Below are 23,251 nucleotides of genomic sequence, written 5' to 3'. Positions count from 1 at the left end.
GTCTCGTCAAAATGAGACCTTCTCCGCTATATTAGCGTGACATAGGCATATTTGAAAAGTAAGGCGGGTTCTTGCAAAGGAAAATGTGCTCCGGCAAATGAAACACGTAAAGAATCAGGAACAACACAATCACTCCGTAGACTGCTATCGAGACAAGCGGAGAAGATGCCTCATAAGCCGCTGCATAATGAACCAGTCTATATCCCGCTGTAATGGGAAAAATATTTGTCAATGCTGATTTTCCAATAAACAAGCTGATCAGGCCAAGCAGAAAAGATATGCCTGTGCCAAACATATAATATCCCTGTCTCCTGGAGGATACTATAATAATTGGAGAAACCGCAATATAATTCCAGAATGCCATTCCGCATATTTGTCTCAGCGAAAGCAGTACCTGCTCTCCTGTGATATCAAAGTGTAACAACAGGCATCCCAAAAGTATGGCGAGTACAAAACTTGCCATGCCAAATACTACAGCGAAAAATCCAGTTACCAACAGTTTGATCGTAAGAATCTTTCGCATAGAGACCGGTACTGTCAAAAGAGATTTCAGCGTATCGGCTTCGTATTCAAGATTGATCAGATGTCCTCCAAACAATGTCAACATAGCTGGAAAAACCAGCGTCGTATTATTGAAAACCATGACATAGTTCAACAGATCAAAATTCATTGTGTCGCCTGAATGATTTCCCAGATACATCTGAAAAGCAGAATATCCTGCGGAAATCAACACTGCAATCAATCCAACCATCAGAACCTTATTGCGTCTGATTTTCATGAACTCACAACATATCATGCCACTCATCCTTATCCCCCTTCTGATGGTATAAAACAGCAGAGATCAGCAGCGCAGCGCCCCCTGTACAAAAGAGAAACAATCCTGCGCTGACTGTCGGCAACGCAGAGAGGCCAGATGAAACAGCTGTGCGCTCCAAGTCAAATACGTATAAAAACCAGCGAAAGATAACAATGCGGGGCAAGTTTGCAATCACTCCATCCGAGGCAACCATACCTGAGGCATAAGAATTGACCAGCAGAAAGCCTGCGATGGCATAAAACAGCGAAAGAATAACGGCAAAAAAGCTGCTCGCGCGACACAGGCAGAAAAATAAAACAAGCGGCAGTATGTCAAAAAACAGCATGATTCCAGTCATCAGACTGCAGTATATATATACTGCCAAAGCTCCATGCTGCCGTTCCAAAAGCAGCCCTCCCAGGGCAGTTGCCAGAAATTCAATCAAAGAATATAGAACTGACAGGCAGAGCAGTAAAGCCATTTTCGTGTGAAATAATTGTGCTCTGGTGATTGGGATTGCTCTTAAATTTTTGAATGTGTCATTTCTCTGCTCCATAGAAAGCAGCAGCACAGAGAGAATTCCAAGAATGCAGGGTTTGAAAAGCAGGTCTCCATACAAAAAGACAAAGCGATACAGCAATGCAAAGCTGCTTCTTTTATAGAAGACATAAATAGTCAGAATGATTGGGAACAGGAGAGCCATCACAAGCGTGATTTGTATGAGCTTTAATCGCTTTAATTTCCAAAATTCGCATCGAATCAGGTTAAGCAATTCCCTCACCTCCTGTCACATGCTTGAAATAATCCTCTAATGTCTCTTCACAGGTGTGAGCCTCGAATACCTCCAATCCATTCTCCACATAAGTAGAAATAATCCTTTCTACCGGCAGTTCAAGATTGTAGAGAATAATATGATGATCATCCTGAACAGTATAGTGTGTCTCTTGAAATACACTTTCCAAAAGCAATGCTGCCGAGGCGGTGTCAGAAACAATAAAATGGATGTAGCGATTGCTCTTTCGCTCCAGTTCTTCAAAGCTCTCTTCCTCCAGCAATACCCCCTGATCAATAATTCCTATGTCATCCGCAAGGAGAGCAATCTCAGAAAGAATATGACTGGAAAGCAGAATCGTTTTCCCCTTTTTCCCACTGAGATCGCGAATAAAGGTTCTCACCTCTGCAATTCCGATCGGATCAAGTCCATTGATCGGCTCATCAAGAATTAAAAGTTCCGGATCGTGCATTACTGCAAGTGCAAGCGCAAGACGCTGCTTCATACCAAGCGAGTATTGAGAGAACAGCTTTTTATCCCGATAGGGCAATCCGACAAACGTAAGCGCATCCTGAATTGCACTTGCCTTTGGAATCCCGCGCAATGTCGCAAAAATGTGCAAATTTTCTGTTCCAGTCAGATTGGGATAAAACCCCGGGGACTCGATCATACTTCCAATCCTTGGAAGCACTTTCTTCTCATTGCCGCGCAATGCTTTTCCCCAAAGAATGACTTCGCCGGCACTCGGAGGCGTCAGCCCCAGCAGCATCTTCATTGTTGTGGTCTTGCCGGCTCCGTTTCTCCCCAAAAGGCCGTAAATTCGTCCTCTCCGCACATGGAGATTCAAATCAGAAACACCCTTTTGCGCTCCATATTGTTTTGTCAAATGCCTTGTCTCTATGATCATCTCACTCATAACAAAGTCCCTCCGCATTCCTTTACAGTTCTTCTTAACAGTAGCGGAGCAACCTTGTGAGAACCTTGCGGGAACCTTGCAGAAACCTTGCAATTTTGAATCCTTATCGGGGAACAGGCAAAGTCAGTATGAATGTAGCCCCCTGCCCGACAGTGCTATCCACAGTAAGTCTCCCGCCCATCTTCTCCGCCAATCGACAGGCGATCGACAGGCCGAGACCGCTGCCTCTTTCACCTCGCCCCTTATCACATTTATAAAGCCTGGAAAAAATCCTTGTCAGATCTTCTTTTTGAATGCCAACGCCATTGTCCGCGACGGAAATCTGTATCTCAGCCTCACGCTCGATGAGAGCTACAACAATGCAATCTGCATGGCTGTGTGAAATACTATTTTGAAGCAGGTTATTGATGATTCTCCTGTAACTGTCAGAATCCAGATTCACCGTAACTGCACACTCTGGGATCTCTATGGAATATTCAATCTTATGATCTTCCAGAATTGGAATCCAGTCGATCATGATATTGCGTGTCAATTCCGCCAGCTCCACTCGTTTTATCGTGACAGAAAACTCATCCGAACTAAGCTTAGACCAATCAAACAGAGCATCAATATACTCTTTGAGATCATAGGCCTTCCGCCGGGCAGTTTCTATATACTTCTCCCGCTCTATTCCTGTGACACTTCCTCGATGTACTGCATCCAAATATCCAATCAGTGTTGTCAGAGGTGTTCTCACATCATGAGAAATATCTGTCATAAGTTGTTTGCTTGTCTCTTCCATCTGCTGCAGAATCACAATTTTTTCCTCATACATGCAGACAATATCATTGATCTCATACACAAGTGGAGAGAGGGCCTGGTCTGTGCGAGCAAGAATTCGGCGGTTGCCATTTCCATTTTTCACATCCGCCAGCGCCTCGACAAGTTCTCTGATCTGTCTTCGTTCCCTGCGTAGCATAAACACTGCAGACACGCTCACAATCACAGTGATGGCAAAAAGAATGATGTTTGAAATATTCATATCAAATCTCATACTTTCTTATTGAAGCGATAACCAACCCCCTTGACTGTCTGTATATATTGAGGATTGCCGGGATCAACCTCCATCTTTTTGCGCAGACGACTGATCACAGCCATAATATTGCTGTCGTCGTAGACATATGGCGCTCCCCATACTTCCTCATAGATCTGCTTTTTTGTCAAAATCCTCCCCTGATTTTTTGCACAATATAACAGCAGGGAAAATTCTTTTGGTGCAAGCTCAAACGTCCCGTTTTGCACTGCAATCAGATGCGCATCCATATCAATCGTCAAGCCGTCGTAAAAAAGCTTTTCGATATGATTTTCGTTCTGATTGAACCTTGTATAGCGGCGAATCAGAGAGGTGATGCGCGCCAGTAACTCCCCCATGTCAAAAGGTTTGGTCAGATAGTCATCCGCTCCATTCCGCAGCCCTCTCACTTTTGAAGCACTGTCATTTTTCGCCGTCAAAAGCAGAACCGGCAGATGACTTTTCCCTCTGATCTGCTCCAATACTGCAAAGCCATCAGAGCCCGGCATCATAACATCTAAGATGACAAGCTGATACTCTCCCTCTTCCAACCTGTCAAGTCCATCTCTGCCCGAGAAACAGCAGTCAGCCGCCATTCCCTCCTGCCAGATTGTGCGATGAAGCAGCTCACAGAGCTCCCGGTCATCGTCAATCACCAGAATCCTGGTCGCTTTTTCACTGCCCTTTGCAGCTAATCGGCATTCTACGTTCAATGATATCTCCCCGCATATTCTACTTTCGCTGCTTTCGTCCACTTCCGGATAAAAGCGGTCTTGCCCTCTGTGTAGGCGTCCCGGTCATGCTCGTACTGTCTCCAAAGTTGCTGTTTCAACGCCTCGTATTCGCTTGCGAGCGCCGGATTCTCACGGAGATAATCCCTGAAGTAGAGCTCATCGCAGTCCCCGCGATACCTGAGGTGTAAGTGAAAAACCTCTTTTGCAAAGCCCTCTTCGGTGTAGCCGAGGCGCAGAAAAATCCTGCCGGGCTCCGTGTATTTTCGCACAAAGCCAAGGCTTTCTATGGCCTCGGCCGCCCGCTCCATATCCTCTCCCGGCGCAAGTTCCGCCATGATATCCACAATATTCTTGGCCAGGATACCCGGAATTGCGGTGCTGCCGACATGGCTGATTCTTGCGACAGCGAAGGCACGCAGAGTCTTCTTAAGCGCCTTTTCCATCGCCGTGTACTGCGTGTCCCAGTTGTCATCATGTTTGACCAGAAAGATGGGGAACAGTTCCCGGAATTTCTCCGGGCTCATATCCGTCACTTGCCTCTCCATATTCGCCCTTTCTCTCAGACCGTCTCTAAGAAGCGGAGAAACGCCTGCTTGCCTGCCTCGTTTCGCCGGTAGACGCCCGCATCTTCGAGGACCTTCGTAAACACGAGACCGGTCTCCTTCCGCACAATTTCAAAGGCGTTGTCCGCCGTAATCCGGTACTGCGGGGCAAACTGCTCTGCCCAGTCAGCATGCTTCTCGGTCAGAGGATTTTCGCGGAGCGACCGGCCGCTTGCAAGTGCCGCAGCGACTGCCGTGAGCTCGGTCTTCAGTCTGGCGGGCAGCACCGCAAGTCCCATGACTTCGATTAAACCGATGTTCTCTTTCTTGATGTGATGCAGAGCCGCATGCGGATGATAGAGCCCCAGCGGATGCTCCTCTGTGGTCAGATTGTTCCGGAGCACGAGATCCAGTTCGTACTTGCCGTCCCGCATGCGCGCAATCGGCGTAATTGTGTTGTGCGGCACGCCGTCGGTCTCCGCAAAGATCATCGCGTCGGCATCGGTATAACTGCGCCACGCCTTTAGAATTCGATCCGCGAGCTCAATGAGCCGCTGTCTGTCCGATGCGGAGAGGCGAATGACCGACATGGGCCACTTCACAATGCCCGCACTCACATCGTCAAAGCCCGGGAAACGGAACGCTGTCTCAATCTCCGCCCGCTCCATCGCAAAGCTGTAGTGACCGCCCTGGAAGTGATCGTGCGCGAGAATTGAGCCGCCCACAATCGGCAAATCCGCATTCGAACCCACGAAATAATGCGGGAACTGGCGCACAAAATCGAGGAGTTTCGCGAAGGTATCTCGGTCAATCTTCATCGGCGTGTGCTCGCGGTTAAAGCAGATGCAGTGCTCGTTATAATAGACATAGGGCGAATACTGCAAAAACCAGGGCTTTTCATTGATTGCAATCGGAACAACCCGGAGGTTTTGCCGCGCGGGGTGATTCACGCGACCCGCATAGCCCTCATTTTCCGCGCAGAGCAGACAGCGCGGATAGTTTGACGCCGGCAGATTTCTGGCTGCCGCAATGTCCTTCGGATCCTTTTCGGGCTTCGAGAGGTTGATGCTGATGTCAAGCGTCCCGTAAGCTGTCTCGGTTGTCCAGCGGAGGTCCTTCGCGCAGCGGTCGCGACGGATATAATTCGTGTCGCCGCTGAACTTGTAGTACCAGTCGGTTGCGGCTTTCGGGCTCTCCCGGTAAAGCGCTTCAAACTTTCGTCTGACTTCCGCCGGACGCGGCGTGAGCCGTCCCATGAGTTCGGTGTCAAAGAGATCCCGGTAGGTGGTCGTATTCTCCTTCAGCACGCCGCGCGCGTACGCGTCGTTGAGCAGGGTGTCCAGAATCTCGGGCAGGGTTGCATTCTCCGCGACCGGGAGCTCTGTCAGCGCGTCGAGGCCGAGCGCATCGAGCAGCGTATTGACCGCCCAGATTTGCTCTTCTTCCTCGATAAGCCCTGTTTTCTTTGCATAATCCACCAGTTTCAGTACAGCATTCATACGCTTTTCCCTCATTCTATTGATATTGGCTGATGCCGAATCAGCGCGCTGTGTCTCTCATGTGATTCACATACTGCCCGTGCGCCTTTGTGTGCTTCCCGTACTGAATCGCAAACACAGGACAGCGGTGCAGGCAGCCGAGACAGAGCGTGCACTTCTCTTTGACCCAGACCGGCTTTTTATTTTCCATTGTTATGGCCGAGACAGGGCAGTTTCTCGCACACTTGCCGCAGCCGATGCAACTGTCTTCCACAGAAAAATGCCTGGTCTTACGCTCAATCCGATTGTAAATCGGCTGTGCAATCAGGTCGGCCACGAATGTCGGCACGCGGGGCCGCATGCCCCGGTTCCGGTGCCGCTCTCCCACCTTTTGCAAGAGCTCATTCACCTGCGCCTCGGTGGTCACGGTAAATTTTGCGACCTTCTCCGGCGTCGAGAGGTCAAAAATCGGCGTCCAAGTATCCGGCATGCGAACGGAATAATAAGCGTCTATCTCTCTGCCTTGTATCGCACGATTCATTATGGCGCCGATTGCACCGGGCGTGGTCCCGTAGCTCGCGACCAGATAGAGATAGGGCGTCTCAAAGCTCGCGTTTTTCAGGAATTCAAGCACCAGGCTCGGCGGGCCGAAGTTGTACGTCGGCACAATCAAGCCTATGCTGCTTTCATCCGAAAAAGAAAATTCTCCCGCGCGCATACAGTCGGTTATGCTCTTTTGTTCCTGCGGCTCGCGTTCGCATAAGCGATCCGCAAGGTACTTGCCGTTTCCGGTCGCCGAAAAATATAAAAGCATCCGTTTCCTCTCAATTCTGTTTTATGACAATGTTCTCCGCGCTCTTCACAATCGAATTCGCGGGCACCGGACCGCGCACCGAAGTGAGTGGATAAATCATCGTATTTTTTCCGACGACAGAACCGGGGTTTAAGACCGTACCGCACCCCACTTCGACATAGTCGCCGAGAATCGCGCCGATTTTCCGAAGGCCTGTCTCGATTGCCCCGTCGTCGGTCCGGATCACGATATTCTTCCGGTCGGACTTGATGTTACTCGTGATCGAACCCGCGCCCATGTGCGCGTGGTAGCCGAGAATCGAGTCGCCGACATAGTTATAGTGCGGCGCCTCGACACTGTCAAAGAGCAGTGAGTTCTTAAACTCGCAGGAGTTGCCCGCGACGCTGCCCGCGCCGATCAGAACATTTCCGCGGAAATAAGCGCAGTGCCTGAGTTCTGCGTTTGCGCATACAATGAGCGGCCCCGTGAGACTCACACTCGGCGCAACTTTGGCGCTCTTATGAATCCAAATCTGCTCGCCCCGCTTTTCGTACTCATCCGAAGAGAGCTGCGGGCCGACCGCGGCAATCCACGCCCCGAGCTCGGGGAGCGCCTCGTAAGGATAGCGAAACTTCGCGAGAAACTCTCCCGCCATGCTGTGACTAAGGTCAAACAGCGCCTTCACTTCGATCTCTGCTGCCTTCATTTACTGCCTCCTTTTCGCCGTACCGCGCGCCTTTTTTCCGTGACGGCCGGATAATACTGTCTGCTCGCCTCAAACGCCTCGCGGAGCTTATAGCTTGCGCTCTGCCCCGCCGCGAGACCAGTGCGCCGCGCCACAAAGTCGCGAAGTTTTGCCATGTAGTCGGCCTCGCTGATTTCGCCCTGCTGTACCATCGTGAGCCCCTTCTCCCAGCTCGCCGTGAGCTCGGGGCGAAGGAGGGGCGGCATCGAGAGATTCACTGCCTCCACAATCAGTTCGCCGAGCTGGGTCGGCGTGATAATCTGGGTTTTTCCGTTCAGCGCAAGGTATTTGTTGTTGACGAGTTTTTTCAGAATTTCCGCGCGGGTCGCACTCGTGCCGATGCCGGAGCCCTTGATCTGGCTCCTGAGTTCCTCATCCTCAATCAGCTGACCCGCATTCTCCATCGCGAGTATCATGCTGCCCGAGGTGTAGCGCTTCGGCGGCGAGGTCTCGCCTTCGCGGAGATCAAAGCCCTTCACTTCGACCGCCGCGCCCTTTTTCGCTGCCGCGAGTGCGGCGGCGAGCGCCGCCGTGCCGCTGTTCTCGGCCTCCCCCTCTTCTTCCTTTTCTTTCTCCTCTTTGTCCTTCTGTTTCTTCTCGCCGGACACTTTGAGCCAGCCCTCTTCCACAAGGGAGCGAATGCCGGCAAAGAAGTGTTCTCTGCCGAAGAGAAGTTCCAGAGAGCGCTTTTCATAGACCGCGGGCGGATAAAAAACAGCCAGAAAACGCCGCGCAATCATCTCGTAAATCTGCGCGGAGAGCGGCGTAAGCCCCGGGAGAGCTCCGAGGCCCTGTCCGGTCGGAATCAGCGCGTAGTGGTCGGTAATCTGCTTGTCATCCGTGTAGCGCGTCTTCGCAATCCCTTTGTAGCTACCGTTTGAGAGCACCTCCTGCGCGAAGCCGCCGACGGCCTGCACCCGCGTGAGGCCGCTCAGATTCTTCTGAATTTCTTTTGCGACCGCCGAGGAGAGGACGCGCGCATCGGTTCTCGGATAGGTCACGAGCTTTTTCTCATAGAGCTCCTGCGCGACTTTCAGGGTCTGATCCGGGCTTATCTTAAAGCGCCTCGCGCAGTCGTTCTGGAGTTCCGCGAGGTTGTAGAGTAAGGGCGGACGCTTGACCTCCTTCTTCTTCTCGTTTTTTAGGAGCGTCGCCGTTCCCGGGAGGGCTGCCGTTAAATTCTGCCGGAACGCCTCGGCATCCTCCTTTTTCAGGAAGCCGTTGTTCTTATAGAGCCCCGGAAAGCCCTCATAGGCAGAGCCCTTCTCCGCGCGCCATTCGCCGAAAAAGCGCTGGCCCGAGAGTTCAAACTGTCCGAAGATGCGGTAAAAGACCGTCTTCCGGAAGACCCTGATTTCGTTTTCCCGCCGCACGACCATACCGAGCACACAGGTCATGACGCGTCCCACCGAGACCACGGTATAGCGCTGCTGTAAAAACGAGGCGAGCGCCGCGCCGTAGCGGAGCGTGAGTACCCGGGAAAAATTGATGCCCATCAGATAGTCTTCTTTCGCGCGGAGATAGGCCGCCGCCGCGAGATTCCGATAAGCGCTCCAGTCCTTTGCCTCGGCGACGCCGCGCCGTATTTCCTCCTCGGTCTGGGAGTCGATCCAGACCCGCTTTCTTATTTTCTCCGCGGGAACCCCGGCCATCTGATCGACCAGGCGGTAGATATACTCGCCCTCGCGCCCCGAGTCGGTACAGATATAAATCGTGTCGACATCCTCTCGGGTCAGCAGTCGCTTCACAATCTCAAACTGCTTTTTGACCTCCGGAATCACCTCATAGCGGAATTCTTCCGGCAAAAAAGGCAGGGTGTCGAGCGACCACTTTTGATAGCGCGCGTCGTAGACCTCGGGATAGCTCATCGTGATGAGATGCCCGACGCACCAGGTCACAATGCTGTCACCGGACTCGAGGTAACCGTCCTGCCGCCGACCCGAAACCCCGAGTACGCGCGCAAACTCCTGCGCGACACTCGGTTTCTCCGCAATAAACAGCCGCTTCAGTTTCTCCCCTCCTCTTCTGTAAAGCCGCCGAATCGGTAGATGCTGGTAGTCCGCACGGTCACTCCTGCCGGAATGACAGGCTGTACCCAGTCCGGGTGATGCAATGCGTCCGGAAAACACTGGGTCTCAAAACAGTAGCCGCCGCGCTTTCGGTAGACAGCTCCTTCCTTGCCGATCGGCGTGCCCTCGCCGAGCCAGTTCGCCGTATAGAACTGGAGTCCCGGGCGGTCGGTGTAGACAGCGAGGGTTCTGCCGCTCGCCGGATCGCAGGCTTCCGCGACCAGGCGCACCAGGCCGTCGTAGTCCTTGACGACAAAGTTATGGTCGTACCCGTGGCCGAGTAGCAGCTGCTCTTCCTCTGCCCCGATGTCCCGCCCTACGGGCTTCATCTGCCGGAAGTCAAAGGCTGTCCCCGCGACCTCCCGCAGTTCGCCGGTCGGAATCGAGACCGCATCAGTCGGCGTGAAATAATCAGCGTGAATCCAAACTTCCTGTGCGTCTATCTCGCCCGCATCGTGCCCCGCCAAATTAAAATAGGCGTGGTTCGTCGGATTGAATACTGTGTGCGCGGCTCCCGCTGTCAGGGTTCCCGCATAGTGAATCTCGACCGCATTTTCCTCCGTGAGACCATAGGTCACCGAGAACGAAAGTGCACCGGGAAAGCCCTGTGCGCCGTCCGGCTCTTCGATGGAGAAGCGCACCGCATTCTCTTCCTCGAGCACTTCTGCGCGGAAGAGGCGTTTCCACCAGCCGTCCGGCCCCGAGTGGAGATTGTTCTCGCCCTGATTTTTTTCGAGCTGACAGCGCCTGCCGTCGAGCGTAAAACCGGCCCCCGCAATGCGGTTTGCGTGCCGCCCGACGATTGCGCCGAGACAGCCCGGATTCCTCTCGTAAATTGCCGGGTCGTCGTAACCGAGTATCACATCTACCGTTTTTCCGCCTTCTGCGGGCAGTTCCATGCCGACCCACGCCGCGCCGAGATCCGTAAAGCGTGCGCAAGCACCTGCTTGGTTGCTGAGTTCATAGAGCTTTGCCTCCCTGCCCCCCGAGAAGGTACCGAAACTTCTCTGTTTCACCGCCATTTTTCTCACCTCCGCTGTCTGAGTGCCCTGCCTGCGGGCATTCTGCTTCGAACTCTCAATCTTTTATTTTAGCACATCTATCACATTTTTCTCTGTTTTTCCGCAGGTCCGAGAAGGACATCCAAGGCTTTCCCCGGTAACTTTTGCACTGCGAGAAAGAGCCGGTACACGGGCTCCGCCGCAAAAAGCCTGACCAAAAGCAGGGAGAGCAAAAAGAGCAGCGGGAATGCGAGTCGCAGGTTCGTCGCAAAATAGGCCGGGTATCCGAGCAGGAGCCCTATGTCTCGAAGCGGCCGGTGAAGCATATAAATCGGCAGACTCCGTTCACCGCGCGCGGCGAGTCCCGCGCCGAAGTTCGGAAGTCTGACAAGCAGTTTTCCGAACACAAAAAAGCCCGCACTGATGATTCCCGAAGCTAGATACCAGAAGAGACGCAAAAGCCAGGGCGCCGTCCGAACAAGTTCCGGCATCGCGGAAGTATCCAAGCGTGTGTACCAGACACCGTAAATCAGATTTTGATAGGGGTGCAGCCATCCGCCGCTTTGAAACGCAAAATAGAGGGCAAGGACGGCAGCGACAAACATGATTCCCCATTGCGAGCGCCCTCCATTCTTGATCCATACAGAGAAACGTTTTTCCTCGAGAAAGGTGCCGCCGTAAAAGAAGGGGGCAAAGGCAATCACACGGTCCAGTGCGAGAAAATCCGTGAGATGTAAACGTCCGTCCAAGTCACCGAGACACAGGCTTAACGCAAGGATGAGGAGCAACACCGGCGCTGTCGTAAAGGCGCGCCGTAACAGAGAAAAAAGCGGCAAAGCGAGCGTCCAGAGAAAGAGCGCGAGCACAAACCAGGGGGTGCCGCTTTCATGCCAAAAATCCGGCCGGGTTCCGCCCGTTTGATAGGCCGCCCGCTCCGGATAAAAGACCAGCCACTTAAAGCAGACATAGAGCCAGAGTAAGGTGAGGCAGCGCTTACACCAGTGCCGCGGACTCCTCAGCGCATGCCCCGCGAAAAGCCCCGAGAGAAAGACAAAGGCCGGCATGTGAAAACTGTAGATCAAATCAAAGGGCAGGTTGATGCTCCTTGCCCCGAAGCCGAGTAGCGGCAAGAGAAAGTGCCCGAGCACCACCAAAAAAATCAGTGCCCCCTTCATTCCGTCGATTTCCTTTGCTCTCATGCCATCCCCCTTCTCCTTTGCGCTACCTTCAAGTTCTGTTCCCCTGTGATACCGTTTCCGCTCAGCGCTCTGTATCTTCTGCGATTCTATGGTATGCCTTTGCCGTCAGCTTGTCGCTTTTATTTTGTTGGCTTTCTCTTTTTCTCTGTTTCTCTTTGCGCACTGCTATGCCGCGCTTTGCAGCTACCAAGTTCCGCTTCCATACCGCTTCTATTCTACCGTAAGCGCCCGGATTCAGCCACAACACAAAAGAGCCGCTCGCCCAAATTCGGGAGAGCGACTCTTTTCGCTGTTCTTACAATTCGGATTCTGCCTTACGGTTACTTCGCCGCGATATAGCCGAGCGCGGTCAGCGCCTCCGCGCACTCGACCGCGCCGCCCGCTGCGCCGCGAAGCGTGTTGTGGGAGAGACCCACAAACTTCCAGTCATAAATCGTATCCTCGCGGAGACGGCCGATCGAGATGCCCATGCCGCCCTCGTAGTTCACATCAAGCGCGACCTGCGGGCGGTTCTCCTCCTCCATGTAGCGGATAAACTGCTGCGGTGCGCTCGGGAGCTTCATCTCCTGCGGCAGACCGCTGAACGCCGCGAGCTTCTCAAGGAGCTGTTCCTTCGTGGGCTTCTTCCGGAACTTCACGAAGACCGCCGCCGTGTGACCGTTTAAGACCGGCACGCGGATGCACTGGCTGCTGATTTTCGGCTCCGTCGCCGGCTCGATATGATCGCCCTCGATATGTCCGTAAATGCGGAGCGGCTCTTTCTCGCTCTTCTCTTCCTCGCCGCCGATGTACGGGATGATGTTGCCGACCATCTCCGGCCAGTCCTTAAAGTTCTTGCCCGCGCCGGAGATTGCCTGATAGGTCGTGACAATCGCCTCATAGGGCTCAAACTCCTTCCACGCCGCAAAGACCGGCGCATAGCTCTGAATCGAGCAGTTCGGCTTGACCGCGACAAAGCCTCTCTCGGTGCCGAGGCGCTTTCTCTGCGCGGCGATAATCTCAAAGTGCTCCGGGTTCACCTCCGGAATGACCATCGGGACATCCGGAGTCCAGCGGTGCGCCGAGTTGTTCGAGACAACCGGCGTCTCGTGCTTTGCATAGGCATCCTCGATTGCGCGGATTTCTTCCTTCGTCATATCGACCGCCGAGAAGACAAAGTCCACCTCACGCGCCACCTGCTCGACCTCATTCACATTGTGAATGACCATCTTCTTGTAGCGCTCCGGCATCGGAATGTCGAGTTTCCAGCGGTCGCCGACCGCCTCCTCATAGGTCTTGCCGGCGCTCCGCGGGCTCGCGGCCAGAGCCGTGACCTCAAACCACGGGTGCTGCTCCAGAATTGTCAGAAAACGCTGTCCCACCATGCCCGTTGCGCCGAGAACACCAACTCTCAGCTTTTTTTCAGGTGCGTGAAATTCTCTTTTCATCCTCAAATCCTCCGTGACATGCGCCATCGCGCGAACTACTCTTTCGTATGGCTCATAACTATACTCTGCTTTTTCCGAGTTGGCAAGTATGTTTTCGCGGTATGCGCACATTTGTATTTATTGCGCGGACAACCCCGCCACTTTGCTTTTCTCTCACGCAAAAACGCACAGTCCGCTCGGGACTGTGCGTCGTATTCTATGTTACAGCAGACTCTCCACAAACGCGCTGACCTCTGCCATGTCCGCGGTCGGCTCAAAGCGCTTCACGACATTTCCGTCGCGATCCACGACGAACTTCGTGAAATTCCACTTGATGTCCGGCTTCTCGGCGTAGTGTCTGTCCTGCTTCAGAAGAAGCGCGGACATCATCAGCGCCTTCGGCCCCTTGCCGAAGCCCGCAAAGCCCTGCTGACTCTTTAAGAAGGTGTAGAGCGGGAGCTCATGCTCGCCGTTCACCTCCGACTTCTTCTGCTGCGGGAAGGTCGTGTGGTACTTCAGCGTGCAGAACTCATGAATTTCCTCGTCCGTGCCGGGCGTCTGTCCCGCAAACTGGTTGCAGGGAATATCGATGATCTCGAGTCCCTTGTCGTGATCCGCCTCGTACATTGCCTCGAGCGGCTCGTAGTGGGGCGTAAAACCGCAGCCGGTCGCCGTGTTGACAATCAGCATAACCTTGCCCTTGTAGTCCGAGAGTTTCAATTCTCCGCCGCCGACCGACGGCACACTGTAATTGTAAATGCTCATAACTTGTCCTTTCCGGTAGATACCAAACAGGCAAAGCCTAGCATAGTTCTAGGAATAAAACAAGTCTCAGGCCGCCGTGCCGTATTTCATTTCGAGACGGTCCGCGATTGCCTTGTACTTGTCGCGCAGCGCCTGCTCCGCGGAATCCGCCTCAAAGGCTGCGGAAGCCGCATTGATTTCCGCAAAAATCTCCGGCGAAAGACTGCGCTCGGCAAACGGGTAGACGACGGTATTTTCCTTCTCGATGTGGCGGTCTAAGAGCGCGGCATAGCCCATCGCCTCGGCGATAATATCGAGGCGGTTGTCATCGCTCGGGTCCTGCCGGAAACGCTCCAACGCTTCGGTCAGGGCAAGCACATGGCCTCTGCCGAGATCGTGCTCGACCAGCATGCCGTGAGTCACCAGATTCTCGCCGATCTTTCCCATATTGGCGACCATCGCCTTGAAGAGGTGTTCCTCCTCTTTCTTGTGGTGGTGGTGATCCGCGTAGTTCCGAATGAAGTCGATTGCGGCGGCAAAGTCCGCCTGATCCACTTCCTCGCCGTGCATCACCGAACGGCACATCGCGCGAAGCACCCGCAACATGCGCCTTATGTTCTCATGCTCTTCGACCATGAGAGAGATGCTCTCGTTCATGCCTTCTCCTTTAACACATAGCTCATCTCGGAAGGCGAGAGCAGCTCTAAACGGGTGCCGGAGAGCATACCGCGCATCTCGGCGAGACGCAGCGCATAGTAGAGTTCCGGAGACTGACCGGCCTGAATCCAGAAATCGCCGTGCAGATCCTGATCGAGGATCCAGGCAATGTGATCCTCCGCCTGCTCCGTCACGCGATCCACATGGTCGCAGGGCATGCCGTTCACGAGGTTGTCGCCGTAAAAACGATACGCCTCCGCGGGGCTCGCCTCCGCCGGCGCCGCATTCGACGCGCCGAACGCAAAGACCTCGTCTTCAATCCGGGACTTTGCGCCGCTGTCCTCTTTCAGAATTGCCGCGACAAGCGCCGCATAGCGACTCTCGGCGTCGTGAATGCGCGCCTGCAGCCAGCCGTGAATGTTGTCGGTGTCAATCAGCTCCTCGAGCGGGCGAAGCTCGCGGTTCACATAGGTCTCGTACTTGCCGCTGTCGCCGCTTCTCGCGCCCTCCCGCTCGGCGAGGGTTGTGATCAGTTCCTCCTGGAGACGGATTTTGTGATACAGCCAGTGGTGAATCGGTCCTAAAAATAAGCTCATACTTTCCTCATTTCTCCGCAAGCTCTGCGGTCTTCGTTTTTTTGAACGGTTCCCTGTATACAGGAAGACGCCGTGCGGCATCCGCCCTACCCGAGCAGTCTACCACACGGCGTCTTTTTATTTCCGTTGCCGGTGCAACAATTTGCGTTAAATCACTTCCATCACACGAATCATGTTCGTGTTGCCGCTCACGCCGAGCGGCAGACCTGCGGTCAGGATGACCGTGTCGCCCTCGGACACCAGCCCGAGCTTCTTGGCCTCGTGGAGTGCGGCGTCGAAGAGCATGTCGGCATTGTCCTCCTGCGGAATCAGCACCGGGATCACACCGAAGAGCAGATTCATCTGGCAGGCAACCGTCTGGCTCACTGTGCAGGCAATGACCGGGCACTCCGGGCGGTACTTCGCAAGCCGTCTCGCCGTGAAACCGGAGATCGTGACCGTGACAATCGCCTTTGCGCGGACATCCTCCGCGACCGTGCAGGTCGCATGGCTGATTGCGGTCGTCGCATCCTCCTGCTTCTCGGTCTCGAGTCTTCTTCTGCGCTCGCTGTAGTTGATGTCCTGCTCGGTCTTCTCGGCAATCTTGCTCATCATCTCGACCGCCTCGACCGGGTAGCTTCCGGCTGCGGTCTCGCCCGAGAGCATAATTGCCATCGTGCCGTCGTAAATCGCATTTGCGACGTCCGTGACCTCGGCGCGCGTGGGCCGCGGGTTGTGAATCATCGAGTCGAGCATCTGGGTCGCCGTGATGACAATCTTGCCCATCTTCGCGCCGAGCTTGATGATGTCCTTTTGGATTGCCGGGACATCCTCAGCCGGAACCTCAACACCGAGGTCGCCGCGCGCCACCATGACGCCGTCGGCCTCCTTAAAGATCTCCTTGATGTTCTTCACGCCCTGTACGGACTCGATCTTTGCGATGATCTTCATCTTGCTGCCGTGCGCATCGAGAATCTCGCGGATTGCGCGGATATCCGCAGCGGTTCTCGTAAACGAAGCCGCGATATAGTCAAAGCCCATCTGGCAGCCGAACTCAATGTCGCTTCTGTCCTGGTCGGAGATAAAGGGCATCGAGAGATCGGCGCCCGGAATGTTCACACCTTTGTGGTTCGAGACCTTGCCGCCGTTCTCGACCGTGCAGTGAATCTCGGTGCCATCCACCTCGTCGACGCGGAGACCAATCAGACCGTCGTCAATCAGAATGACGCCGCCCTTCCGCACATCGCTCGGCAGATCCTTATAGCTCACGGAGACAATCGTGTTGTCGCCGAGCAGCTCTCTCGTAGTCAGTGTGAACTTTGCGCCCTTCTCAAGCACTTCCGAACCGTTCTTGAAGTCGCGGAGACGAATCTCCGGGCCCTTCGTGTCGAGCAGCGTTGCAACCGGGAGACCCAGCTCTCTGCGGAGCTTCACCACGCGCTTGAATTTCTCGGCGTGCGCCTCGTGCGTGTCATGAGAAAAGTTAAAACGTGTCACATTCATGCCCGCGAGCATGAGCTTCTTCAGCATCTCCTCGCTGTCACTTGCAGGTCCAATCGTGCAGATAATCTTTGTCTTTCTCAAAATTCTCTCCTTTGAAGTCTCTCCCGAGACCTTGAAACAACAACATCCCTCTTCAAAGCGCAAGATTTTAGCACAAGTCTTGCCCTTTTGCAAGTCTCAGCGCTTCACGCGCGCGCCCTTGCCCGCCATCAGCGCTTCGACCTCGTCGACACTTGCCATCGACGTGTCGCCCGGTGTGGTCATCGCGAGCGCCCCGTGCGCCGCGCCGTACTCGACCGCCTTCTTCGGGTCGCCCGTCGTCATGAGCCCGTAAATCAGACCCGAGGCAAAGCTGTCCCCGCCGCCCACGCGATCCAGCACTTCCATGGCCTCATAGCCGCGCGAAAAGGCGAGCGCGCCGTCGGCAAAGCAGATGGCCTTCCAGTCGTTCACGGTCGCCGAGTGCACGGTGCGGAGCGTTGTCGCAACCACCTTCCAGTTCGGGAACTCGGCCGCGCCGCGCCGGAGCATCTCTTGGTAACCCTCCAGATTCAGCTGATCAAGGCTCTCGCTGTTGCCGGGAACCTCGAAGCCGAGGCAGGCCGTGAAATCCTCCTCGTTGCCGAGCATCACGTCCACATAGCGCGCGAGGGCGCGGTTCACTTCCTGCGCTCTTGCCTTGCCGCCGATTGCATTCCACATCGAGGGACGGTAGTTTAAGTCGTAGGAAATCACGGTGCCGTAGCGGTGCGCAGCCTCGCAGGCCGCAATCGCGGTCTCCCCGGCGCGCTCCGAGAGCGCCGCGTAGATACCGCCGGTGTGCAGCCAGCGGACGCCGAGCTCGCCGAAGATGTAGTCGAAATCAAAGTCCTCCGGCCCCATCTGGGAGATCGCCGTGTTGGCCCGGTCGGAGCAGCCGAGCGCGCCGCGGACACCGAAGCCGCGCTCCGTAAAATTGAGGCCGTTCCGGCAGCTTCTGCCGATGCCGTCCGTCTTCACCATGCGGATAAAATCGGTCGCGACGCCGCCCTGCTCAATGCAGTCGACCAGGAGCTTTCCGACTTCGTTATCGGCGAAAGCCGTGATGACCGCCGTCTTTAAACCGAAACACTTGTGGAGGCCGCGCACCACATTGTATTCGCCGCCGCCCTCCGAGACACGGAAGCTCCGCGCCGTTCTGACTCTTCCCTCGCCCGGATCGAAGCGAAGCATAATCTCACCGAGACTCACGGCATCAAAGCGACATTCCTCGCGCGGTCTGAGTTGCAGGTCCATTTGTCTGTCCTCCTTCGTGACTGTCGTTTGTTCAGCGCTCCAGCTGGGCGCGCATGTTTTCCATTCTGCGCAGGCGGCTTTCGGGCTGCTGTTGCATTTCTTCTTCGGTGAATCCCTGATATATAGTCTTCTCCGCCTCTTCCTCGGCCTGCAGTACGGCCTTTTTCAGTTCCTCCGCCTTCTCCGTGAGCACGGCACTCTCCGGCTGGCCGAGTTCCGTCCGCACATAGCCTTTCAATGCGAGATACTCGAGCAGCGCATTCGCGCCGATCTGCGTAGAGTTCAGGTACTCCGCAAACTCGCGCATACTCTCAATCTTCTCAAAGTTCGCAAGGAACATGACCGCCGCGATTTCCCGCTGCTCAAGGTCAAAGCGCGCACCTATCGTGTCGGCGTAACGCCGGAACAGCCGCTCGACATAGTAGTGTTCCGTCCAGACATTGGCGCTAAGCGGCGCATGCGCCGCAAAGGCTTTCTCCTCGCCGAGCCGCTTCGAGCCGGGCAAAAACGGAATCACACCGTCGTCGTGCGAGTAGTCGAGCAGAAAACCGTAAATTTCCGGGCGGTGGCTTGCATACTCCTCCTCCGAAAAGACTTTTTTGTAAAAGTCCCGGTAGTAGTTCAGCACATTCATCTTCATCCGGACGATGTTCGGGATATTCAGACCCTGTTGCACGAGCGAGCCTTCTGTCTTCACATAGTAGTAGGTCGGCGCGCGGAGCACAAAAATGCGCTCGGCGTGCAGGATGTACTCCATATTGAAGATAAAGTCCTCGCACCAGCGCAGCTTCTCGTCCATGCGGAGATGATAGTGCTCCACGATGTCGCGGCGGAAAAACTTGTTCCAGATGACGCCATAATAGTAGTCGGCTGGGCTTTTTGCCATGCAGGATGCAAATTCCTCCCGCGTGAGCAGTCCCTCTTCGTCAATCGAACCCTTTCTGGCGGTCCAGCCGTCCACGACGCGATAAAAGTCGGAAATCACGAGATCCGCCCGGTTTGTCTCGGCGGCGTGAAAAAAGAGAGCCGTCGCCTCCGGCGTAATCCAGTCGTCGGCGTCAAGGAACTGGAGATAGTCGCCGGTTGCGAGCGAGAGCGCCTGATTCCTCGTGTCCGAGACGCCGCTGTTTTCCTTGTGAACCGCGCGGATGCGGGCATCTTTCGCCGCATAGGCGTCACAGAGCGCCGCCGTGCCGTCCTTACTGCCGTCGTCCATGACGAGCACCTCAAAGTCCGTAAAAGTCTGCGCGAGCACGCTGTCCAGGCAGCGCGCAAGAACCTTTTCGGCGTTGTAGACGGGAATGATAATCGAAACTTTCGGCATTCACACCTCCCACCGGAAAAACAAAAAAACGCTGGTTTCTGCCTTTCAGTATACCTGTTTTCAAGGCAATGCGCCTCACATTTTCTCGGACTTCTCGAAATAAAATCCGGGCGTCCGTCCTGTGAGCATTGTCTCAATGCCCGCTTTCCGCTATACTGGGGAGCGTCGGCGCGGTATGCAGCGTTTTCGCCGCGCAAGAAAGAAGGTTTTATTCTATGAATCGGAAGTATTTTGACTATTTGGAGCAGACGGCCCCCGAAGCCGCTGCCATTCTGGAGAGCCGGAGTTTCCGCTCTCTCTTACATTATCCGCGCCATATCTACACGAATACCTATGACCACTCGGTCCGCGTCGCGGTCTGCATGGCCTGGCTTGCCGCGCGCAGCGGCGCCGACCCGAACAGCGCCGTCAAGGTGGGCCTGCTTCACGACCTCTGCTTTGTCGACTACACCCGGAAAAACGACCACCCGGGGCTCTACTGCTTCTATCATCCCGAAGAGGCCGCGGCCAATGCCATGCGGGAATTCGGTCTGACCCGCAAAGAGGCGCGGGCCATTCGCGCGCACATGTTTCCGCTGAGCGTACATCTGCCGAGCTCCAAACTCGCCTTCCGGCTGCTGCTCGCGGACAAGGCAGTCGCGCTCTACGAAGTTCTGCTCGGCGTTCACTTTCTCCGGAACCGGGTCTCGCACTTTGCGGCCCGCCGCATCATTCACACCCGCTGAGCCATGGAGACCGAATACTTACTGCCGCGCTTTCGCGAATTGCCGCAGCTCGGCCTCTATTCCGATCAGGTTGTGACGCTTGTCAACGAAGTGCTGTCTCCCCTGCTGCCCGCCGACAGCCACAGCAAAAAGGAAGCGCAGCCCTTCACGGCGTCGATGCTGAATAACTATGTGAAACTCCGCATTCTGACAGCGCCGGTCAAAAAACAGTACTCGAGAGAGCAGGTCGCGACCGCGATTGTGCTCTGCATTCTGAAACAGGTCTACAGCATCTCGGAGATTGCCGCGCTCATCTCCTTTGCCCTGGACAGCGCAGAGCTCCCGAAGGCCTACGACCGCTTTTGCGCGCTCTTTGAGCAGATTCTGGTCTGCACCCGCGAGAAAACCGACTACGCCTCCGTCCCAGCTGCGGACGACACTCTTTATCTCTTGAAAACAGTGCTGATCTCCTGCTCCGCAAAATTCTATGCAAAGGCACAGCTCAGAAAAATGAACTCGGACAATACGACGGCATTCAACTTTGATTGATGCCGTCTTTTTTGTGTGTCGAACTTCCCCCGCTTTTCCCGCCTATCTTTTCCGTAACATGGCAGTTCATGCTATAATAAATATAGTTCTCTAAAAATACCGTTTTCCGAAATTACAGTTCTCCGAGAAGCATGTTTCCCAGACTCCGATCAAAGCTCCTTGGTTTATCGGGAGATGACATACTGTTGCGACCAATCTATGGAGATCCGTTATGAAGCTGTCCTCTTTTTTATACTTCGCTGCATTTGGCGCCAAAACCATTTTGTTTGGAAGAAAAGCGCCGATTCTTGGAACTGTCATCGTCACAGATAAGTGTAACCTACACTGTCGGCATTGTTCCGTCAACAACATCACGGCAATCATCCATCCGTATCAACAGATCCGTCGAGAAATGCAGGAACTCTATGCTATGGGAGTGCGAATCCTATTCTTCTGCGGCGGCGAAACCTTTCTCTGGGAAGACGGGCAGCGCAGACTGAGAGATTTGGTCATTGAAGCAAAAAATATGGGCTTTCTCATCGTGAATGTTGTCACAAACGGCACCTTTCCCATTGATCTCCCGGAGGCCGATTTGATTCTTCTCAGCTTGGACGGAGATCGGAAGCATCATAATGCAATACGCGGTGAGACTTATGACATCATCATGAACAACATCCGCAATGCCACTGCAGACAATATTTGCTTTTATATGGCCATCAATCAGATCAACAAAGACTGTGTGAGGGCTGTGTGCCAGACTGCCCGCGATACAAAGAATGTTCGTGCTGTGTCTTTCAATTTTCATACCCCCTACCCTGACACCAAGGAACTGGCTTTATCCCGGGAGGAAAAGGCCGGCTGCTGCAATATAATAAGCCGGATGATGAAGGAAGGCGCGCCTGTATTTAATTTAAAAAGCGCCTTCCCCTATCTCATCGAAAACAGCTTCCCCACTCCCTGTCATCAATGTGTTGTTATGGAGCGCGGGAAATTATACACCTGCGGACGTTGTATTGATATTCCCGGTCTCTGTGAGCAATGCGGATATTTCTTTGTTGCCGAATACACGCTCTTGTTCCAGGGCAATCTCAAAATCATTTCGGAGATGCTTCATACATATCTGAAGTACATTTAGGAGGAGTATGGGTGTTATCACAAATCTGACACGCATGTGGTTCACCAGAACCATACAGCCATTTACGTTCAAACGCGAGTATGACCGCCTATTGCCGTTTGCAGAATGCGAAAATTTGGGACTCTACGTCCATATTCCGTTCTGTAAAAGCATCTGTAACTTCTGTCCCTACTGCAAGGTGCCGTATTCCGCCCCGCTATGTAACCGCTACATAGATGCCTTGATTCAGGAAATACATCTGATTGGCCGCCAGCATAAAGGGCGGAAGAAAGTTACCAGCCTTTACTTCGGAGGAGGAACGCCGGCACTCGCAGCAAATCGGATCAAAGAGATTGTGTCTGCACTCAATGAGCACTTTATCATCACAGAGGGCATCGGCCTGGAGCTTCACCCAGACAATGTGCGGGTTGAACTGCTGCAAACGCTAAAAGATGCGGGCGTTACGAAAATCAGCATTGGCGTCCAGTCCTTTTCCGATAAATATCAGAAGCTGCTCGGCAGAAAGAAAATTGATACCGCTGCCCTGGCGGCTGCTCTGGCGGCTGTCCCGTTTGAAACCGTTTCCATGGACTTCATCTTTGCTCTGCCGGGACAGCGCTATAACGATTTGAAATCCGACATTGATCTGGCCTTTTCATTCGGGGCAAACCACATTGCCATATACCCGTTTATCGATTTCACATTTACGGAGAGCCCTGTTTCGGCTATGCCCAAAAAGGAAAAACGTGCGCTGCTGGATGCCATCACGAACTACTGTTTCAAAAAGGGGTATTCGCGCAATTCCATCTGGACCTTTTCCAGCGAAGCTGCCTCCAATTATTCCTCTATGACCAGAGATAACTTCCTCGGGTTCGGATGTTCCGCCACAAGTCTGTTCAAGCGGCAATTCAAAATCAATACCTTTGATCCGGACGCTTACTGCAAGAGAATTCATTCCAGAAAGCCTGCCACTTCACTGACGCTACGCTTTACCAGACGGCAGAGAATGATTTACTGGCTGTTCTGGACCGCCTACAGCACTAAAGTAAGGGCAGCCGATTTTCAAACATTTTTCGGTGTGCCTCTGAAAAAAATGTATGGCTTCGAGCTTTGGCTCGCAAAACAGTTCGGCTTTCTGACCGAGCATAAGGGCAGTTATGAGATGACCCTGAAGGGAGCATTTTACTACCACTACTACGAGAATTTTTACACGCTGTCGTATATTGACAAAATGTGGGGTATCATGCGGAAAGAGGCTTTCCCAAAAGAAATCAAACTGTAAACGCAAAAAGCTCCGCTGCACCGATCCCTTTGGTGCAGCGGAG

At 54.0% G+C, this 23,251-nt stretch carries 23 protein-coding genes; 4 read left to right on the top strand and 19 right to left on the bottom strand.

The annotated features are described in order from the left end of the window. Positions 1 to 31 precede the first annotated feature (31 nt). The 19 genes from HMPREF9623_RS09490 to HMPREF9623_RS09400 all read right to left on the bottom strand — a co-directional run bounded on the left by HMPREF9623_RS09490 (position 32) and on the right by HMPREF9623_RS09400 (position 19,580). Entirely contained in the window at positions 32 to 805 is a 774-nt protein-coding gene (locus HMPREF9623_RS09490; protein WP_009533669.1) for an ABC transporter permease, read from the bottom strand. Next, positions 783 to 1,577, bottom strand: a complete 795-nt coding sequence (locus HMPREF9623_RS09485; RefSeq protein ID WP_408640650.1) for an ABC transporter permease — start codon at positions 1,575 to 1,577, stop codon at positions 783 to 785. Before HMPREF9623_RS09485 ends, HMPREF9623_RS09490 begins: the two co-directional genes overlap by 23 nt. Continuing rightward, positions 1,561 to 2,484: an ABC transporter ATP-binding protein gene (locus HMPREF9623_RS09480; protein WP_009533667.1), complete on the bottom strand. Its 924-nt coding sequence runs from the start codon at positions 2,482 to 2,484 to the stop codon at positions 1,561 to 1,563. Before HMPREF9623_RS09480 ends, HMPREF9623_RS09485 begins: the two co-directional genes overlap by 17 nt. A gap of 103 nt (positions 2,485 to 2,587) precedes the next feature. Then, positions 2,588 to 3,505, bottom strand: coding sequence for a sensor histidine kinase (locus HMPREF9623_RS09475; RefSeq protein WP_009533666.1), 918 nt, complete (start codon positions 3,503 to 3,505; stop codon positions 2,588 to 2,590). An 8-nt stretch (positions 3,506 to 3,513) separates the two neighbouring features. Further along, positions 3,514 to 4,248 carry a response regulator transcription factor gene (locus tag HMPREF9623_RS09470; protein ID WP_009533665.1) on the bottom strand — a complete coding sequence of 245 codons (735 nt, stop codon included), beginning with the start codon at positions 4,246 to 4,248 and terminating at the stop codon, positions 3,514 to 3,516. Next, positions 4,245 to 4,814, bottom strand: a complete 570-nt coding sequence (locus HMPREF9623_RS09465) for a GrpB family protein (RefSeq protein ID WP_040800291.1) — start codon at positions 4,812 to 4,814, stop codon at positions 4,245 to 4,247. The genes HMPREF9623_RS09470 and HMPREF9623_RS09465 overlap by 4 nt, the downstream gene beginning before the upstream one ends. 14 nt (positions 4,815 to 4,828) lie before the next feature. Beyond that, on the bottom strand, positions 4,829 to 6,310 hold the full coding sequence (gene galT / locus HMPREF9623_RS09460; protein WP_009533663.1) for a UDP-glucose--hexose-1-phosphate uridylyltransferase: 1,482 nt from the start codon (positions 6,308 to 6,310) through the stop codon (positions 4,829 to 4,831). A 40-nt stretch (positions 6,311 to 6,350) separates the two neighbouring features. Beyond that, positions 6,351 to 7,103, bottom strand: coding sequence for an EFR1 family ferrodoxin (locus HMPREF9623_RS09455; RefSeq protein ID WP_009533662.1), 753 nt, complete (start codon positions 7,101 to 7,103; stop codon positions 6,351 to 6,353). Between the two features lie 10 nt (positions 7,104 to 7,113). Continuing rightward, positions 7,114 to 7,788 (bottom strand): LbetaH domain-containing protein, encoded by a 675-nt coding sequence (locus HMPREF9623_RS09450; protein ID WP_009533661.1) that lies wholly within the window; start codon positions 7,786 to 7,788, stop codon positions 7,114 to 7,116. Next, a complete protein-coding gene (locus HMPREF9623_RS09445; protein WP_040800395.1) occupies positions 7,785 to 9,836 on the bottom strand; it encodes a DNA topoisomerase in 2,052 nt (683 codons plus the stop codon). The genes HMPREF9623_RS09450 and HMPREF9623_RS09445 overlap by 4 nt, the downstream gene beginning before the upstream one ends. Continuing rightward, positions 9,833 to 10,918, bottom strand: coding sequence for an aldose epimerase family protein (locus tag HMPREF9623_RS09440; protein ID WP_009533659.1), 1,086 nt, complete (start codon positions 10,916 to 10,918; stop codon positions 9,833 to 9,835). Before HMPREF9623_RS09440 ends, HMPREF9623_RS09445 begins: the two co-directional genes overlap by 4 nt. Positions 10,919 to 10,998: 80 nt before the next feature. Further along, complete coding sequence (locus tag HMPREF9623_RS09435; RefSeq protein WP_009533658.1) at positions 10,999 to 12,096, bottom strand: acyltransferase family protein; 1,098 nt, start codon at positions 12,094 to 12,096, stop codon at positions 10,999 to 11,001. 320 nt (positions 12,097 to 12,416) lie between these two features. Next, positions 12,417 to 13,523, bottom strand: coding sequence for an aspartate-semialdehyde dehydrogenase (gene asd, locus HMPREF9623_RS09430; protein WP_009533657.1), 1,107 nt, complete (start codon positions 13,521 to 13,523; stop codon positions 12,417 to 12,419). Positions 13,524 to 13,724: 201 nt separating this feature from the next. Beyond that, complete coding sequence (locus HMPREF9623_RS09425) at positions 13,725 to 14,267, bottom strand: glutathione peroxidase (protein ID WP_009533656.1); 543 nt, start codon at positions 14,265 to 14,267, stop codon at positions 13,725 to 13,727. Positions 14,268 to 14,333: 66 nt separating this feature from the next. Then, positions 14,334 to 14,903 (bottom strand): hemerythrin domain-containing protein, encoded by a 570-nt coding sequence (locus HMPREF9623_RS09420; RefSeq protein WP_009533655.1) that lies wholly within the window; start codon positions 14,901 to 14,903, stop codon positions 14,334 to 14,336. Then, a complete protein-coding gene (locus HMPREF9623_RS09415; RefSeq protein ID WP_009533654.1) occupies positions 14,900 to 15,499 on the bottom strand; it encodes a hypothetical protein in 600 nt (199 codons plus the stop codon). Before HMPREF9623_RS09415 ends, HMPREF9623_RS09420 begins: the two co-directional genes overlap by 4 nt. Before the next feature lie 147 nt (positions 15,500 to 15,646). Next, positions 15,647 to 17,062 carry a pyruvate kinase gene (gene pyk / locus HMPREF9623_RS09410; protein WP_009533653.1) on the bottom strand — a complete coding sequence of 472 codons (1,416 nt, stop codon included), beginning with the start codon at positions 17,060 to 17,062 and terminating at the stop codon, positions 15,647 to 15,649. A gap of 96 nt (positions 17,063 to 17,158) precedes the next feature. After that, positions 17,159 to 18,256 (bottom strand): sugar kinase, encoded by a 1,098-nt coding sequence (locus HMPREF9623_RS09405; protein WP_009533652.1) that lies wholly within the window; start codon positions 18,254 to 18,256, stop codon positions 17,159 to 17,161. A 31-nt stretch (positions 18,257 to 18,287) separates the two neighbouring features. Continuing rightward, positions 18,288 to 19,580, bottom strand: a complete 1,293-nt coding sequence (locus HMPREF9623_RS09400) for a glycosyltransferase (RefSeq protein ID WP_009533651.1) — start codon at positions 19,578 to 19,580, stop codon at positions 18,288 to 18,290. A gap of 215 nt (positions 19,581 to 19,795) precedes the next feature. Between HMPREF9623_RS09400 and HMPREF9623_RS09395 the strand changes: the two genes are divergently transcribed. From HMPREF9623_RS09395 to HMPREF9623_RS09380, 4 genes are all read left to right on the top strand, one after another. Next, positions 19,796 to 20,305, top strand: a complete 510-nt coding sequence (locus HMPREF9623_RS09395) for an HD domain-containing protein (RefSeq protein ID WP_009533650.1) — start codon at positions 19,796 to 19,798, stop codon at positions 20,303 to 20,305. A 3-nt stretch (positions 20,306 to 20,308) separates the two neighbouring features. Further along, entirely contained in the window at positions 20,309 to 20,833 is a 525-nt protein-coding gene (locus tag HMPREF9623_RS09390) for a DUF1836 domain-containing protein (RefSeq protein ID WP_009533649.1), read from the top strand. Between the two features lie 211 nt (positions 20,834 to 21,044). After that, positions 21,045 to 21,947 carry a radical SAM protein gene (locus HMPREF9623_RS09385; protein ID WP_009533648.1) on the top strand — a complete coding sequence of 301 codons (903 nt, stop codon included), beginning with the start codon at positions 21,045 to 21,047 and terminating at the stop codon, positions 21,945 to 21,947. A 7-nt stretch (positions 21,948 to 21,954) separates the two neighbouring features. Further along, positions 21,955 to 23,208 carry a coproporphyrinogen-III oxidase family protein gene (locus HMPREF9623_RS09380; protein WP_009533647.1) on the top strand — a complete coding sequence of 418 codons (1,254 nt, stop codon included), beginning with the start codon at positions 21,955 to 21,957 and terminating at the stop codon, positions 23,206 to 23,208. Positions 23,209 to 23,251 lie beyond the last annotated feature (43 nt).

This window comes from Stomatobaculum longum (assembly GCA_000242235.1).
GTDB lineage: Bacteria > Bacillota > Clostridia > Lachnospirales > Lachnospiraceae > Moryella > Moryella longum.
The sequence above is the reverse complement of the archived record's forward strand: the minus strand, read 5'-3'. Positions and strand labels throughout refer to the sequence as shown.

Excerpts from the sequence above, each read along its gene's own strand:
- HMPREF9623_RS09490 (WP_009533669.1), bottom strand. The coding sequence starts at position 805 with ATGAGTGGCATGATATGTTGTGAGTTCATGAAAATCAGACGCAATAAG.
- HMPREF9623_RS09480 (WP_009533667.1), bottom strand. The coding sequence starts at position 2,484 with ATGAGTGAGATGATCATAGAGACAAGGCATTTGACAAAACAATATGGA.
- HMPREF9623_RS09475 (WP_009533666.1), bottom strand. The coding sequence starts at position 3,505 with ATGAATATTTCAAACATCATTCTTTTTGCCATCACTGTGATTGTGAGC.
- HMPREF9623_RS09465 (WP_040800291.1), bottom strand. The coding sequence starts at position 4,814 with ATGGAGAGGCAAGTGACGGATATGAGCCCGGAGAAATTCCGGGAACTG.
- galT (WP_009533663.1), bottom strand. The coding sequence starts at position 6,310 with ATGAATGCTGTACTGAAACTGGTGGATTATGCAAAGAAAACAGGGCTT.
- HMPREF9623_RS09455 (WP_009533662.1), bottom strand. The coding sequence starts at position 7,103 with ATGCTTTTATATTTTTCGGCGACCGGAAACGGCAAGTACCTTGCGGAT.
- HMPREF9623_RS09450 (WP_009533661.1), bottom strand. The coding sequence starts at position 7,788 with ATGAAGGCAGCAGAGATCGAAGTGAAGGCGCTGTTTGACCTTAGTCAC.
- HMPREF9623_RS09440 (WP_009533659.1), bottom strand. The coding sequence starts at position 10,918 with ATGGCGGTGAAACAGAGAAGTTTCGGTACCTTCTCGGGGGGCAGGGAG.
- HMPREF9623_RS09435 (WP_009533658.1), bottom strand. The coding sequence starts at position 12,096 with ATGAGAGCAAAGGAAATCGACGGAATGAAGGGGGCACTGATTTTTTTG.
- asd (WP_009533657.1), bottom strand. The coding sequence starts at position 13,523 with ATGAAAAGAGAATTTCACGCACCTGAAAAAAAGCTGAGAGTTGGTGTT.
- HMPREF9623_RS09425 (WP_009533656.1), bottom strand. The coding sequence starts at position 14,267 with ATGAGCATTTACAATTACAGTGTGCCGTCGGTCGGCGGCGGAGAATTG.
- HMPREF9623_RS09420 (WP_009533655.1), bottom strand. The coding sequence starts at position 14,903 with ATGAACGAGAGCATCTCTCTCATGGTCGAAGAGCATGAGAACATAAGG.
- HMPREF9623_RS09415 (WP_009533654.1), bottom strand. The coding sequence starts at position 15,499 with ATGAGCTTATTTTTAGGACCGATTCACCACTGGCTGTATCACAAAATC.
- HMPREF9623_RS09405 (WP_009533652.1), bottom strand. The coding sequence starts at position 18,256 with ATGGACCTGCAACTCAGACCGCGCGAGGAATGTCGCTTTGATGCCGTG.
- HMPREF9623_RS09400 (WP_009533651.1), bottom strand. The coding sequence starts at position 19,580 with ATGCCGAAAGTTTCGATTATCATTCCCGTCTACAACGCCGAAAAGGTT.
- HMPREF9623_RS09395 (WP_009533650.1), top strand. The coding sequence starts at position 19,796 with ATGAATCGGAAGTATTTTGACTATTTGGAGCAGACGGCCCCCGAAGCC.
- HMPREF9623_RS09390 (WP_009533649.1), top strand. The coding sequence starts at position 20,309 with ATGGAGACCGAATACTTACTGCCGCGCTTTCGCGAATTGCCGCAGCTC.
- HMPREF9623_RS09385 (WP_009533648.1), top strand. The coding sequence starts at position 21,045 with ATGAAGCTGTCCTCTTTTTTATACTTCGCTGCATTTGGCGCCAAAACC.
- HMPREF9623_RS09380 (WP_009533647.1), top strand. The coding sequence starts at position 21,955 with ATGGGTGTTATCACAAATCTGACACGCATGTGGTTCACCAGAACCATA.